The 15178-nt window shown below is 70.2% G+C and carries 10 protein-coding genes; 3 read left to right on the top strand and 7 right to left on the bottom strand.

Annotated features, from left to right (window positions below; genetic code table 11):
* Nucleotides 1-139: 139 nt before the first annotated feature.
* Nucleotides 140-1150: an NAD-dependent epimerase/dehydratase family protein gene (locus ACO057_RS18175; protein WP_421994071.1), complete on the bottom strand. Its 1011-nt coding sequence runs from the start codon at nucleotides 1148-1150 to the stop codon at nucleotides 140-142.
* 223 nt (nucleotides 1151-1373) lie between these two features.
* Between ACO057_RS18175 and ACO057_RS18170 the strand changes: the two genes are divergently transcribed.
* From ACO057_RS18170 to ACO057_RS18160, 3 genes are read left to right on the top strand one after another with little or no spacing between them, the layout of a single operon-like run.
* A complete protein-coding gene (locus ACO057_RS18170; protein WP_421994069.1) occupies nucleotides 1374-2357 on the top strand; it encodes a glycosyltransferase family 2 protein in 984 nt (327 codons plus the stop codon).
* Nucleotides 2354-3313: an FkbM family methyltransferase gene (locus ACO057_RS18165; protein ID WP_421994067.1), complete on the top strand. Its 960-nt coding sequence runs from the start codon at nucleotides 2354-2356 to the stop codon at nucleotides 3311-3313. The genes ACO057_RS18170 and ACO057_RS18165 overlap by 4 nt, the downstream gene beginning before the upstream one ends.
* The gene (locus ACO057_RS18160) at nucleotides 3313-4326 is read left to right on the top strand and encodes a glycosyltransferase family 2 protein (protein WP_421994065.1); all 1014 of its coding nucleotides are present in this window, start codon (nucleotides 3313-3315) and stop codon (nucleotides 4324-4326) included. Before ACO057_RS18165 ends, ACO057_RS18160 begins: the two co-directional genes overlap by 1 nt.
* Here the strand turns inward: ACO057_RS18160 and ACO057_RS18155 are convergent.
* From ACO057_RS18155 to prsK, 6 genes are all read right to left on the bottom strand, one after another.
* Nucleotides 4312-6339 (bottom strand): hypothetical protein, encoded by a 2028-nt coding sequence (locus tag ACO057_RS18155; protein WP_421994063.1) that lies wholly within the window; start codon nucleotides 6337-6339, stop codon nucleotides 4312-4314. The genes ACO057_RS18160 and ACO057_RS18155 overlap by 15 nt on opposite strands.
* Entirely contained in the window at nucleotides 6336-7535 is a 1200-nt protein-coding gene (locus tag ACO057_RS18150) for a glycosyltransferase family 4 protein (protein WP_421994061.1), read from the bottom strand. Before ACO057_RS18150 ends, ACO057_RS18155 begins: the two co-directional genes overlap by 4 nt.
* A 136-nt stretch (nucleotides 7536-7671) precedes the next feature.
* Nucleotides 7672-8973, bottom strand: coding sequence for a putative O-glycosylation ligase, exosortase A system-associated (locus ACO057_RS18145; RefSeq protein ID WP_421994059.1), 1302 nt, complete (start codon nucleotides 8971-8973; stop codon nucleotides 7672-7674).
* A gap of 6 nt (nucleotides 8974-8979) precedes the next feature.
* Complete coding sequence (gene prsT / locus ACO057_RS18140) at nucleotides 8980-11748, bottom strand: XrtA/PEP-CTERM system TPR-repeat protein PrsT (protein ID WP_421994057.1); 2769 nt, start codon at nucleotides 11746-11748, stop codon at nucleotides 8980-8982.
* A gap of 13 nt (nucleotides 11749-11761) precedes the next feature.
* Nucleotides 11762-13165: a PEP-CTERM-box response regulator transcription factor gene (gene prsR, locus ACO057_RS18135; protein ID WP_421994055.1), complete on the bottom strand. Its 1404-nt coding sequence runs from the start codon at nucleotides 13163-13165 to the stop codon at nucleotides 11762-11764.
* The gene (prsK, locus tag ACO057_RS18130; protein WP_421994053.1) at nucleotides 13162-15159 is read right to left on the bottom strand and encodes an XrtA/PEP-CTERM system histidine kinase PrsK; all 1998 of its coding nucleotides are present in this window, start codon (nucleotides 15157-15159) and stop codon (nucleotides 13162-13164) included. The genes prsR and prsK overlap by 4 nt, the downstream gene beginning before the upstream one ends.
* Nucleotides 15160-15178: the final 19 nt, after the last annotated feature.

Below are 15178 nucleotides of genomic sequence, written 5' to 3'. Positions count from 1 at the left end.
GAGGACTCCAGGCCGCTTGTCCTGGCGCGTTTCGATCGCCGTGATCGTCCTGCTGAGTCTGGCCCTGTGGATCGTCGTCCTTCGCCTTTTGGCGCGTTGGCTGGGCTGATCGGACCGCCGCGACGTCCTGTGCGCGGCGTCAGGCATTCTGAACGAACCCCCGCCAGGCCGGCATCGAGAGCGGGGACACCGCAAGAGGCGCGAGCGGGTGCGAGCCGGCCCGCGACCATTCGAGCACCCGGGCGATCCCGGCCTCCAGCGCCATCGGCGTCGGCGAGGCGAGGGCCTTTCGCATGTTTCGCGCCGAGCCCACCGATTGCCGAATGTCTCCCGCGCGCGCCGGCTGATAGGTCATGACGGCACGCGTCCCGCAGGCCGAGGCGATCAGCTGCGCCAGCTTCAGCACGGACGTCGCCCGGCCGGTGCAGACGTTGAGGACGGTACCGACGGGGCTCGCCACGCCAATCCCCGCGATCAGCGCGCCCACGACGTCTTCGACGAAAACGAAGTCGCGGGTCTGCCCGCCGTCGCCGTAGATCGTGATCGGCTCGCCGCGCGAGAGGCGCTCACAGAAGATCGAGATCACGCCCGAATAGGGGGACCTGGGATCCTGCCGCGGCCCGAAGACGTTGAAGAAGCGCAGGCCGAGCGTCGGGACGCCATACACCAGCCCGGCCACCCGGGCGTGCAATTCGCAGCCAAGCTTGTCCGCGCCATAGGCCGATAACGGGCTCGGGGTCACGCTCTCCTCCAGGGCGCCGGAGGACGAGGCGCCGTAGATCGCGGCCGAGGACGCATAGACCACCGGAACCGGACGGCCCCTTGCCCGCGACGCGACGCGCGCGCCCTCCAGCACGGCGATGGTGCCGGACAGGTTCGCGTGATGCGAGGCGAGCCATGCCTCCGTGCAGCGTTGCACGGAAGCGATCGCGGCCAGGTGAAAGCAGCCCTCGATACCTTCCATGGCGCGCCGCACGTCTTCGGGATGCTCGACATTGCCGATCATCAGGGTCGCACCGGGGGCGAGGTTCGCCTGAGACCCTGTCGAGAGGTCGTCGAGAACGCGCACGGCGTGGCCCTGCGCCAGAAGCGCTTCACAGAGATGCGATCCGATGAAGCCGCATCCGCCCGTCACCAACAGCCGCGCCATATCCGAACCTCCTGCGTCCGCCAGATAAGGCATTGCGAGTTCGATATTATCAAGTATAAAATTGTTCAAATACCGATATTTACTTCATTTATATCATAACTAACTTAAGTTTGCATTTTACTTTATTATTTTACGCAGAATTTTTCTTGTTAATTCTCGATTTTCATTTACTATTGTACCAGATCGGAGTTACCGATTGCGGATGAATTTTGGAGCGCCGCGGATGCGGATCAGCATTATTTGCCCGGTCTTCGACACGCCGCCGCACCTCCTGGCCGCAGCCGCTTTCTCCGTTCTCGGCGATCCCTCCGCCGTCATCGGTCAACTCATCCTCGTCGATGACGGTTCGGGACAGCCGGAAACGCTGCACGCTCTCGAAGCCATCGCCGGCTCCGATCCGCGCGTCCTGCTGCTGCGCGCGCCGCAGAATCTCGGCCCTGCCAGCGCGCGCAACCTGGGCATACGTGCCGCGCGGGAGGACTGGATCGGCTTCCTCGACGCGGATGACGCCTGGCTCCCCGATCACGCCTCGCGCGTTCGGCGACTGGTCGCGGAGCATCCGGATGCCAGCTGGATTGGCGCGGGCCATTGCCTGTCCCCCACGGATGGCGTCACCACGCCGGCGCCCCGGCTCAGATGCCCCGGTGGCCAGCGCATCGCGCCCGATCTTCAGCGGTTCGAAGGGCCGGAACTGACGCGCGTCCTCCTCAGCGATTTCCAGCTTCATCTGGGTGCGATGGTGGTCCGCCGCGCGCTCGCCGAGGCCGTTGGCGGCTTTGCCGAAGGACTGAGCTACTTCGAGGACTTCCTGTTCATGGCGAAGCTCTCGACCCGCGCGCCGCTCTTCTACCTCGATACCGACGGCTATCGTTGGCGGCGGGACGAGGCGGGCCTCACCGCGCATTCGCGCCGGCTCGATCCCTCCTCCCTGCAGATGCATACGGTCGCGGCCCGAGATCCCGATCTGTATCCCTTCCGGCGCGAGGTGCGCTGGGCGCGCTACAGCGCGACCAAGGGCCTCGCGCTGAACAACCTGCTGGCGGGGCGGCGGCGGCAGGCCCTGCGCCTGGCCTTGCGCGGCTGGGCGATCGACCCCCGCGAGATCTCCGATTTCCTGCTCTTCCTCCGCCTGTGGCTGCGAAGAAGCGAAGGTGCCGCCTATTCCCGCTACAGCGGTGCCGAGCGCTTCACGGTGCGGCGCGCATGAGTGACAGGGCCGAAGCCGGCGCGCTGCAACCCGGGCTGAAAAGTTTCGCGATCCGCACGGCCTGTGCGGCACTTGCGACCTATTTCCGGCATATGCCCGGCCGCCTCGGCAAGAAGCGGCTCTGGGATGGCGTCGTCCAGCGGCACATCCTCTGGCGGCGCATGGACATCGAGGCGCGATCGCGTTTCGGCGCGCGCTTCGCCGGCAGTTTCCCCGACAGCGTGCACGGCTTCCTGTACTTTTTCGGCGTGTGGGAGCCGGCGATCACGGCCGTCTACCGCGCCTCGCTCCGGCCTGGCGACACAGTGATCGATATCGGCGCGAATGTCGGCACGCACGCTTTGCTCGCAGCGCATCTCGTCGGTCCGCACGGGCGCGTCCATGCGATCGAGGCCTCGCCCTGGATCCATGCACGCCTGCGCCAGAACCTTGAGGTGAACGGTGTGGGCAATGTCACGACCTACAACCTCGCCGCGACGGACGCCCCCGGGCAAGTCACGGTCTATCTGCACGACGCCACGAACCTCGGCGGCACCACGATCGTGCCGAGCGAAGCCGTCCGTACGGGCGCCGCGCGAGAGGCCAGCGTGGAGGGCCGTCCGCTGTCGCAGATCGTCGATCTGGACACACTGCGCGCGGCGCGCCTCATCAAGATCGACGTCGAGGGCGCGGAATGGCTCGTACTCCAGGGCATGCGCGACGTGCTGCCGCAGTTGCGCCCCGAGGCGGAGATACTACTGGAGGTGAACCCGCAGGCGCTGGCGCTGTTCGGCGCCACGCTCGACGACGTCCTCGTTCTTTTCGCGGAGGCCGGCTTCGGGGCCTTCGAGATCGACAACCCCTATGACGGCAGCTTCTATTTCGACCAGCCGCAGGTGCCTGCCCTGCCGTTGCGCCGCGATCGCGACCTGCCGGCTTCCGGCACGCTCGATCTCCTCTTCCGCCGACGCGATTGATGGCGGGCCTTCGCAGCGTCAGCGTGGTCATCCCAACTTACAACCGCGCTTACCTCCTTCAGGAGACACTGGAGGCTGTGCTGGGACAGACGTCGCCGGCCGCGGAGGTCATTCTGGTCGATGACGGGTCGACCGACGGGACGCCGGAGTTGGTGGAAGCCTCGTTCGGCGGCCGCGTCATCGTCCACCGGATCCCCAATTCCGGCGATCTGGCCGCGCGCAATCACGGGATGGCGGCCGCTTCCGGGGAGCTCGTCGCCTTCTGCGACAGCGACGATCTCTGGGATCCGGAATTCCTGGCCGAGATGCAGGCCCTCTGGCGCGCCGAAGCTCGGGTCGTAGCAGGCTTCGGCAACTTCCGGATTATCCAGGGCTCGCAATGGCAGACCGGCGACAAGTTCGCCGATGCGCCGCCCGATTTCTGGGACGGTGCCCGGCGCCTGGGCAGGGATCACCTCGCCTTCGACCACCCGATCGTTGATCGGCTCATCCGCTTCCAACCGTTCTTCCCGTCCGGACTCGTGGTCGACCGCCGGCGGTTCCTGGAAATGGGAGGATGGGACGAGAGCGTCGGCCGCACCGTGGGAACGGATTTCGCGACCATGCTGCGCCTGGCCGAACACGCCCCGCTTGGAATGGTGCTGAAGCCCCTCGTCGGGATTCGGAAACACTCCGCGAACTATTCCGCCGACGTGCAGGCCATGAATCTTGGCGACGCTGCCATCCTCGAGCAGATGCTTCTTCAGCGGCCATCCCTTCGGCGGATCGCCGGCGATATCCGGGCAAGCATCGCCAGCCGTCGCCGCCAGGCACTGGATCTCGCCTTCACGCGCGGCGACTTCGCCGCCGTGCAGGCGATCTTCGAGATGCTGCCGGTCGAGGAACGTGGCCGCATGCCGCAAATGAAGGCGTGGGTGGCGCGGCTGCCGCAACCGATCGCCGCCGCAGTCGGTGCGCTGCTGCTTCGGCTCGGCACTTGGCGGGCCTCTGCGCGGTCGTCAGCGGCAGGCTGAGCGCCCAGCGCCGCGCGGCACAATGTTCAGGATAGGATCGCGCCGGAAGGCCTCCTGGCTGATGAACGGCGCGCCGGAATTGCGCAGCCATTGCCAGGCCACCTGGGCATTGGCGCTTCCGCTCGTCTCCCAGAGCATCGCGAGCGAGGCCAGAGCGAGCTGCGCGTAATCGCCTTCAGTCTTCGCCCATCCGCCGCCGTTGGAAAGGCCGCGCGCCCGCGTGGCCTGGCCGATCTCCGCCCAGCTGCGCAGCGGCGCGCTGGCGGTCGCATCGGCATTCACGGCGAGGAGATAGGCCGCGCCGTCGTTGCGGGCGAAGCCCTGCCGCTCGGCGAGGAAGCGTCCCGCGAGAAAATTGCCTGCCCAGGCCAGCACCGCGGCCGCATCGGCGTTGCCGCGGCGTGCGGCGGCGGCGCTGACGAAGGCGAAGTAGTCCTGCTGCCAGGGCGGCAACAGGCCGGGCGTGCCGTATTCACCCGGGATCCAGCCATGCGCCTCGCCCTGTGCTGCGGTCCAGCCTGGCAGCTGCGCGCGCAGCCAGGCCCAGTTGGCGGCCGAAGTCGCGCGCAGCCAGGGCGCCATGAGATCGTCATCCGCGCTCGCCCAGGCGGCATTGTCGATCTGCCGCAGCGACCAGGCCGCGCCGCGAACCTGATTGCCGCGCACGAGATTGACGCCCTCGGCCAGGCCCCGCCGATCGGGCGTGCCGCGCGTGCCCGTCCATTGACCGAGTACGGACCAACTGGCCTGGGCCTGCATCTCGTCCAGGAAGGCGCGCCGCCCCGTCAGCAGATAAGGCACGGTCGAAAGGTCGGGCTGGTGGGCGGGATCAAGGCTCCATCCCGTATCGGCCGCGATGGGCTGCATGAGCCCGCCCGGCGGCGGCCCACCGCGCCCATCGGTCCACAGCCGCGGCCAGCGTCGCGTGTCCATCCAGGCGCCGTCCCAGAAATGCCAGGGAATGGCGCCGGCCGCCTCGGCCTGGCCAATGGCATAGGCGGCGGCGCGTGGATCGCCCGTCTGCAGCCAGACGGCCTGGGATTGGGTGGCGGGGCCGATATCCGCGCGCCCTCCGGTCTGGGGCATGTTCTGGAGAATGCCGCGCGGATCGAGCGGGCGCGACCAGCCCGGCGTGCGGAGCGCCTCGCCGAAAGCCGCGAGCAGCCCGGGCGCGACCCCCGTGTTCGTGTCGTAGCGCGGCACGGCCCCGCTATCGGCAAGATAGCCCGCATCGTGGCGCACCAGCGGCGGCGCCAGGCCGGTCCCGATCAGCCGCCCCCAACCGGTGTACTGATGCTGGCGGCCGATTTCCGCGCGCAGCACCTCGCGCCCGTCGAGCACCAGTCGCATGCCATAGGCCACCGCGCCGCCACCGGCCCGCATGGAGCCGTCATTGCGCAGCCATGGCTCGATCCAGAGCGTGCCATCGGCGCGCACGGCGAGGTCGGCCACGAGCCGCAGCGAGGTCGCGCCAACGCCCGTGATCGGCATTGTCACCCGCGCCTGCAGGGCGAGCGGCCCGGATTGCCAGGGCCGCGTCGATGGGCTGGCGAGGGCGGTGCGCATCGCCTCGACGAGGTCGAAGCGTTGCTGGCCGACCCAAAGTTCGGCCCGGTGCGCAGCGAGGGCGGGGGCCGGGTCAAGGGTCGCCGCAGGCTGCCCCTCCCGGTTCAGCACGACGGCCAGACGCGACCCGGCCGGCAGCGCCGGCGCTGCCATCGCCAGCACCGCATGCCGCGCGGAACCGTCAGGGTGGCGCGTCTTCACGTCGCATTGCACGGCCAGCGACCTTCCGTCCGCGAGGCGCGCCCCGAGCCGGGCGTCGCGCGGCAGGTCGCCGGGGCGGAAGCATTGGCCGAAGACGGTGACGGCCCCAGGCGCGGCGCCGGTTCCCTCCAGGATCAGCCCGACGAGCTCGCCCGGCCGGCTCGGGCAGGGCGGCGCGGCCGCCGACTGGGCCAGCGCGGGAGCGGCCGGAAGGACGGCCAGGGCCAGGGCGGCGCGGCGCTTCACCGGACCAGTCCGCGGAAGAGCGCGAGCTGGCCGGCCGTGGTTTCGTCCCAGCTGAAGCGCTCCGCATAGGCGCGGGTCGCCGCGCGCGATGGCGGGGCCGCGAGCAGATGCCGCACAGCCAGCGCGATGGATCCTGGCGTCGTCTCGTCGAGCACGAGCCCGGCTTCCGGCGCGGCCACCGCCTCGCGGCTGCCCCAGGCAGGACTCGCGATCACCGGCGTACCGCAGGCCATCGCCTCGAGCAGGACATTTGCCCAGCCCTCGCGGCTCGAGGCCAGGATCATGACGTCGGCCGCGGCGTAGAATTCCGGCAGGTTCGCATGAGGCTGCGCCCCGGCGAAGCTCACCCGGTCCGCCACGCCAATCCGACGCGCCAGCGCCTCGAGGGCGCCCCGGTCCGGACCTTCGCCCACGATAATCAGCCGATGATCTGGTAAGGCCGCGATGGCACCGATCACGAGGTCGTGGCCCTTGCGCGGAATGAGATGGCCGACGGAGAGCAGCACAGGCGCGGCCGAGGGCTTACGGATCGCAAGGGGGCGAAAGGTGTCGAGGTCCACGCCGTTGCGCAGAACCGTGACCTTCTCGGGCGGGGCGCCAAGCGCGACCAAGCCTTCCTTCAGGCCGGCGCTGACGGCGATCAGCGCCGCCGCGTCGCGCATCGCGCCTTCGATCAGGCGTCGCGGCAGGGCATAGCGCGGCAGCTGGCTCGTGTCGGACCCGCGCGCCGTGATGACGACCGGCAGGCCGAATTCCCGGCCCAGGCGGACCGCCGCCACGCCATCGGGATAAAGGTAGTGCGCGTCGATCGCATCGAACCGCGCGCCTTCTTCGAGCAGCTGCGCCACGGTCGCGCGTGCGGCAGAATGCAGCGCGAAAGGGCCGATATACATCCCCAGGCCCGGCGGCGCGAGGAAGCGCGGATGGTGCACCGTGATGCCGTGCCGGTCCTCGCGCACCGCAACCCGACCGCCCCGGCCCGGGAACCACGGCACCGGCGCGAGAACGGTCGAGACCGCCTCACCGCTCGCGACGAGATGGCGCAACCGGTTCTCGACGAAGACGCCATGATGCGGGTGCGCCGGGTTGGGGTAGAGGCTGCTGAAGGTCAGCAGCCGCAGCGGTCCGCGCGCGCCAGCCGGTGGCCGCGGTGGAGCGATCGTCTCGGGAATCAGCAGGGCCTGGTCGCGCGGCATCACCCTCCTCCTCCAACATGTCGAAGGGCCACCAAAAGCGATCCTCCGCCTTCGAGCCGCGCGCCGCCCAGGCCGCGAGCCAGGCCATGCCCAGCATCATGACCAGGAAGTACAAGCCATCCATGCGATCTCTCCCTCATGCGGTGCGCCACCCTCCCGGCACGGATGACGCACGCCAGGCCGCGGCGGCCGGAGCGGGCCGTGCCGCGCGTTTCGCGACCGCCCAGGCCGCGCCGATGACGACGAGCAGCGTCCAGTAGAAGTCCCAGTAGCTCAGCGAGAGGAAGGTCCCGCTGACGAGATAGGCCACCATCGAGACCTGGCTCATCCGCCCCAGATCATGGGCCCAGGCGAGATCCGGCCTGCCGCGCGTCGCGCGGATCAATCGCTGCGACCAGATCGCGCCGGTCAGCGTCATGGCCAGCCAGACGGCGAAGGTCACGAAGCCCTGCTCGCCCAGAAGCTCGAACCAGATGCTGTGCACGGCACGCGCCGGCCCGCCGGGCGCCACGCGATCCACGACCTCACGCGTGTAAGGACCGGTGAAACCCGAGCCGACCAACGGCCGCTCCATCGCCAGCTTCCAGGAGATGCCCCAGAGCACGAGCCGCTCCGTCGCCGAACCATCGGCCTGGTACTCGCCGATGCTGTTCATGCGCTCCATCCACTGGTGCGGCATGAAGGTCACCGCGCCCGTCAGCACGACCGCCAGCACGACCGCCGAGACGACTTTGGCGTGGCTGCGCCACCACATGAGCGCCGCCACCGCGCAGAGCCCCAGCAGGGCGCCCCGCGAATAGCTGCCGACCACGGCGAGCAAGGTCAGCGCCATGGCCACGGCCAGGCCGATCCGCACCGCGCGGTGCCGCGATTGAAGGCGCAGGTAATTCATCAGCGGCAGGGTGACGAGCATCGCCGCGGCCAGGTGGTTGTTGTCCGTTATCATGGTCTGGGGCGGCCCCCAGACCCGGTAATTTCCGCCCGTCATGATCGCGAAGATGCCGCCGCGCACCCCGTAGTAGCCAATGGAGATCACCATGGCCCAGACGAGAGCATGAATGCGCTTCCGCTCCGTCAGCAGCGCCGAGGTCAGGATCAGGCCGAGGATCACCTTCATCACGGCGTCGTGCTTGGCCCAGACGTCCGCCGGCACGCCAAGCGCCGTCACGGAAGTCACGGTGATGCAGATGAGCAGCGCCACCAGCAGTGCTGTCAGGGCATCGAACCGCAGCCGCTGGAACTCGCCGGAGAGGACCACGCCCGCCAGGGTGGCGGCGAAGACCGCGACCGCCCAGGGCAACTCCATCGCCACGCCATAGACCAGCCGGTGCGGATTCATGAAGGAGATCCAGCACCAAAGCAGCACGCCCACGAAGGGGCGGAACACAGCCAGCGGCAGGAGGCCGAGCATGACCGCGATAAAGGCAGCGTCGCGCATCGCGGATCAGGGCTGCAATTCGGCGAGCAGGCGCTCGGCCCGCGCACGCTCGGGAAAGGCGACGCTTCCGGCCAAAGCTGGCGTGAGGACGCGCAACGCCTCCTGCCGCTCGCCGGCAGCCTTGAGTGCGAAGGCCAGGCGGTAGGCCGTGCCCGGCGCTTCCCCCGCTTGCCGTAGCAGCATCGCGGCCGTCCGCGGCTCAGCGCCGCGTGCCAGGACCCAGCCCAAGGTGTCGGCGGTATCCGAATTGGGGGCCAGGTAGAAGGCACGCTCCGCAAAGCCCTTCGCCTCGGCCAGGGCCGCGGGGTCGTCCCGCTCGCCCAGGATCCAGGCCAGGTTGTTCAGGGCGGCAGCATATTCGGGCGCGCGTGCCACGACGTCCCGCAGCCCGCTTTCCGCCTCGCCGAAGCGCCCGGCCATCATGTCGAGCTGGGAGAGCTCGAGACGAAGATCCACCTCATCGGGCGCCGTCTCGAGCCGGGCGCGAAGCGCAGCCGCCGCCCGGTCGGGCTGGCCGGCAGCACGCCAGGCGGCGGCGAGCCGCAGCGTCAGAAGCCGCCCGGGCACTGTCGACACCGCGGCCTGGAAAGCCTCCGCTGCCTCCGCCGGGCGGCGAGCGGCCATGAGCACTTCGCCGCGCAGGCTGGCGGCGGCCGGCATGGCGGAAGGCTGGGCGGCCAGGCGCGCGGCCTCCGCCAGTGCCGCATCCTGGCCCTGCTTTTCCATCAGAAGACCGACCAGCGCCTGCTGAAGCGTCGCATTGCCGGCTTCGGCGCGCAGGCCTTCGCGGAGCAGCGCCTCGGCACCACGCGCATCGTCACCGCGCGACAAGAGGCGGGCGAGCTGCACACGGGCCCGCGCGGATGCCGGATCCTCCGCCAGCGCCTCTCGCGCGGCTGCCTCTGCCGGCCCCCATTGCTCGGCCGCCGCATAGATCTCGGAGCGGGCCATGGCGATCGAGCCTCCCCGCGCAACGCGAAGCGCGGGCGGCTCCAGCACCGCAATGGCGCGATCCGTCTCGCGCCGCCGTACCAGGGCCTCCGCCGTCGCCAGCGCCAGGTCCGCCTGCTGTGGATTGGCGGCCTGGACCTCGACCAGCGCGGCGAGGGCCAGAGGTGCGGCGACCCCGGAGCCGCGCGTCATATCCGCCAGCCGCCGGATCCCCTCCAGATTGCCCGGATCGGACCGGACCACATCCGCGACGAGGGTCACCGCCTCCCTTTCATTGCCCTGAAGCGCGGCGACGCGCGCGAGGCCCAGCCGGCCGATCCGGCTGGACGGCGCCTGGCGGATCGCGGCCTCGAACTCCGTCCGCGCGGCGGCGAGATCGAAATGCATCAGCCGCAGCGTGCCTGCCAAGGTGGAGGAAACCTCACTGCGGCGCATCTCCGGCGGCATGGCGGCGAGTTCCGCCTCGGCGCCGGCGAGATCGCCGCGCGACATCGCGGTCGCCACCAGCATTTCGCGCGCACCGGGCCGCGCGGGACCGAGGCGCATCGCCTCCGTGACGGCGTCGCGTGTTCCCGCCGCATCACCAACGGCCAGCCGCGCGACGGCAAGCTGCGTCAGCAGCCTCGTGTTCTCGGGCGCGACCTCGACCGCGCGGGTCAGCGCCTGCAGGGCCTCGGCATAGCGACCCGCCGTCGAATAGGCCCTCGCCAGCAGCTCCAGGAGCTCGACGTCGCGGGTTCCGGGCACCGCGGCCCTCGCCAGCGTCATCGCCGCTTCCGCCGGTCGGCCCGCTTCCAGTTCCATCGTGCCAAGCAGCCGCGCGCCGCGCGGGTCCTCGGGGTAACGCGCGACATGGCGGCGCACCGAATCCTCCGCCTGCGCATTCTGGCCCAGTCCGCGCTTGGCCATCGCCTGCAGCAGCAGGCCATCGGGGAAGGCGGCGAGCTGCGGGCCAAGGCGCTGCATCGTCGTATCGGCGGCGCGCCAATCGCGCTGGATGGTCTGCTGCATCGCGCGCAGATAGGCGGCCATGGCGTTGTTCGGCATGGCGAGAGTGGCCGCGTCGATATCGGTGGCGGCGCGCCCGGTGTCGCCGAGCCGCAGCAGGATCTCCGCGCGTCGCAGCCGGGCCGCCACGTCGCCGGCCGCAGCCGAGATCACGACATCGAGGCTCTGGATCGCGGCCGGGGCATCGCCGCGATCCAGCAGAAGCTGGGCCTTGACCAGCCGCGCCTCGCGCGCGGCATTGTGCTGCGCGAGCACACGATCGATCCGCGCCTCGGCTCCCGCGCGATCGCCGCCTGCCATGAGAAGTCCGGCGGCGGCGACGCCGGTCTCGGGGGCCGATGCGTCGAGCCGCTCGGCCAGCGCCACGGAGGCGCTCGCGCCATCGCGGTCGTTGGTCGCGATCTGCGCCAGGGCCCGGCCCGCGGCAATCTGCGCCCCCACCGGCGCCGGGATATCGGCGCCAGGCTCGGGGAACTGCGCCAGCAGATCCTGGAAGCGGGCCTGAGCGAGCAGCACGCGAAGGAGCAGGGCCGTACCGGCCGCCCGATCATAGCCGCGCTCCAGCGCCGCCCGCGCCTCGCGCTCGGCCGTCTCGGTATCGCCGAGTTGCAGGCTGGCCGCGGCCAACCCGGCCCGGATGGAGCCGATCATCGGCTCCGCACGGACGGCATTGCGCCATTCGATCTGGGCCGCGCGCAATTCGCCGCGGGACTGCGCGGCCAGCGCCCTGTCCTGGGCGGGATTGGCCATCGCGGCGGTCGCACCACCGAGCGCGGCGGCCAAGGTCAGGGATAGCAGGATCGGATGTTGAGACATGTATCGCCTCCGTTCAATGTCGAGAGGGCTTCGCGTCGCCGGATCTCACATCCGGCGGATCGCGTTCGGGCATCAGCCCATGCGTCGCGAGAAGGCCATAGAGGGTGGGGCGGCTGATCCCGAGCAGGCGCGCGGCCGTGGAGAGCCCGCCATGGCTGCGGGCCAGCGCGCGCGCGACCGTCTCGCGCTCGGCCCGGCCGCGGGCGGCGCGCAGATCCAGGTTCTCCGCCTCCGTGTCGCCGCCGGGCGCGAGCTCCAGCTCCGCTGCGCCGATCAGCGGCCCCGCCGCCATCAGCACCGCGCGCTGGATGCGATTGCCGAGCTCGCGGACATTTCCGGGCCAGGGATATTCGAGCATGGCCTCGATGGCCGCATCCTCGAAGCCGCGCAACCGGCGCTGGAACTCCTGCGAGTAGCGCGCGAGGAACCAGCGCGACAGCAGCAGGATGTCGCCGCTCCGCTCGCGCAGCGGCGGCACGCGCACCGTCATCGGATTGAGGCGGAACAGCAGGTCGCCGCGGAACTTTCCTGCGCCTGCCTGCGCCTCCAGCGGCTGGTTGGTGGCGGAGACGACGCGCACGTCCACCCGCACCGGGACGCGGCCGCCAACGCGCTCGAAGACCTGGTCCTGCAGGAACCGCAACAGCTTGGCCTGCAGACTTTGCGGGAGGTCGCCCACCTCGTCGAGGAAGAGTGTCCCGCCATCGGCCTGCTCGATGCGTCCGGTCATCTGCTTCACGGCACCGGTGAAGGCGCCGCGCTCATGACCGAAGAGCTCGCTCTCAAGCAGGGCCTCGGGGATCGCGGCGCAGTTGATGGCGATGAAGGGACGCGCGGCGCGCGGGCCCATGTCGTGCAGCGCGCGGGCCAGGGCCTCCTTGCCCGTGCCGCTCTCACCCAGCAGCAGCACCGGCGCGTTCACGGTCGCCAGTCGCTCCACCATCCGGCAGATACGCAGCATGCCTTCATCGGCGGTGATGATATTGGCGATCGGGCTCGGCCGCGGCGCGGCGGCGAGGCGGCGGTTCTCATCCTCAAGCTCGCGCAAACGCAGCGCGCGGTCGAGGATCGTGCGCAGCAGATCGAGATCGACCGGCTTTTCGCAGAAGTCATAGGCGCCGACACGCAGGGCGCGCAGCATGTTCTCCCGGTCCCCCTGCCCGCTCGCCACGATGATCGGCATGAGCGGTGAGAGGGCCCGCAGCATGGCAAGGGTCGCGAAGCCTTCGGAAATGCCCTCTGGATCCGGCGGCAGGCCGAGGTCCACGAGGGCGATGGCCGGCTGCTCGCGCCGCGCCGTGGCCTCCGCCTGACGGCGGTCATGCGCGACGAGCACGCGATAGGCCGGAAAGGCCCAGCGATACTGCGCGCAAAGACCAAGATCGTCCTCGACGATGAGAAGCTTCGGCTTGGTCATGCTGCGATCACCTGCTTCGCGGGACGTGGCTCGCAAGGCAGCGTCACCCGCATGGTGGTGCCCGCTCCAGGCGCGCTGATGACGGCGAGGTCGCCGCCAGCGCCGCGCAGCAGATCGCGCGCCTGCCAGGCGCCGATTCCATTGCCGTCGGGACGGCCGGAGACGAGAGGACGGAACAGCGTGTCACGGACGAATTCGGCGGACATTCCCGGCCCCCTGTCGGTGATGTCGAGAACCAGCCGCTCCTCCTCCTGCCGCAATGTCACGCGGACCGGCGCACCCGGCGGCGAGGCCTCGGCGGCATTGTCCAGGAGATGGCGCAACGCCGCATCGAAGCGCGCCGGAGCGATCGGAAGCCGGCATTGCGCCGCCCCCTGGTCGCGAATTTCCACGTCATGGCCGATGCCCACGGCGATCGCCTTCAGGCGATCCAGGGGCGCGACCTTCCCCGCGACCTCCTCATCCTCGGGATGGCGCAGGCGCGCCACAAGCGTCGAGATGCGCGCGGCAGCCGCGCCCACGGTGATGAGCATGTCCGCGCGGAACTCCGGATCATCCATGTGGTGCGCCGCATTGGCGTGCACCATCGCGAGCTGGTGAGCCACGGTCTTCACGTCGTGCGCCACGAAGGCGAAGCGGCGCGCGTAGTCCTGCAGGCCGCGCTGGTCGCGCAGGCGCTCGGCGGCCCGCCGTTCGGCGAGGAACATGGCGACCTCGCGACCGATCGCGCGCAGCAGGTCGAAGACCTCACCGCCGAGCGCGAAGACGGCCCGCGGAGGGGCCAGCAGCACGACCCCCAGCAGCCCATCAGCATGGCAGAGGGGAACGGCGAGCCAAAGCCGGCCCAAGGCCTCCTCGAGGTCCGGCGGCATGTCCGTCACGATCCTCTCGCCCTCGCCGAGCGCCAGGAGAAGCGGGTGGCCAGCCGGCAATGCGAAGTCCTTCTCCGGCAGGTTCCACGACCCCGCCCAGCGCAGCGTCTCCTCCCCGGAATCACGAAGCAGGATCACGCCGGCCGGGCTGTCCACCGGATCGGCAATCGCGATAACGCCCCTGCGGGCCGGATCCTCTCCGGTGCCGGAGAGCGTCGCGATGCAGCGCATCCACTCCCGCCGGTAGTCGAAGCGGGCCGTGAAGAAATGGTCCACCACCCGTGACCGCAGGCGGGATCGCATGGAGCGCGAGCCCGCCGCCAGGGCCAGGGTCATCACGCCGGCGGCCAGCAGGCTGGCCTGGGCCACGCGCGACCAGTCGGCGCCCAGGTGCCGCAGCGCCTCGCCCGCCGCGCCAACTCCCAGCAGGAACGTGCCGGCGAGGATGAGCGTCGCGCCATGGAAGACGGCCTGGCGAGAGATGGGAGGGTCGCGCCGCCAGCGGCGGTCGCGCACCGCAGCGATGACCAGCAACGGCAGCGCAAGCGCGGTCACGGCAGCCCGCGCATCGAGAAGTGCCGGGGAATAGGCGCGCGAGAGCGCGGCGTCCGCATGCAGCAGCACATCGAAGGCCGACAGAAGACCGAGAGCGATGCAGGGCAGCACCACATGCCAGCGCGCCCCCTCCTCCGCGTTGCGCCAGAGATTCTCGGCGACGACCAGCACCAGCAGGGCCAGGCCGAGCCGCGCGAAGAGCCCCGGCGAGCCCAGGGTCGGCAGGGCCGGAGCGCCGGGCAGCAGCGCAATCAATGCCAGTGCCGTCAGCAGCAGGGCCGCCGTCGCGAAGCGGCCCATCAGCACCTTGGACCATCCACTGCCCGAGCGCCGCGCCAGCCAGAGCAGAACAGCGCACCACACCGCGCTGCGCAGAACTTCCAGAACAGCCGCCACGCCCGTGAGCGGCTCGGCGGGCCAGAGCGCGACCGCGGCCGCCCAGGCGCCAGCCGCAAGGCAGGCCAAAGCCAGCATGACCGCCATCCGTCCCCGCCCAGCCATCAGGATCAGAGCGATCCAGGCCACGCAGATCAGGGCGCTGGCGCCATGCAGCACGGGCGATGCCATGGGAGTCATGGCGTTTGCC

Origin of the sequence: Roseococcus sp., assembly GCF_965227005.1 — a bacterium.
Lineage (GTDB): Bacteria > Pseudomonadota > Alphaproteobacteria > Acetobacterales > Acetobacteraceae > Roseococcus.
The sequence above is the reverse complement of the archived record's forward strand: the minus strand, read 5'-3'. Positions and strand labels throughout refer to the sequence as shown.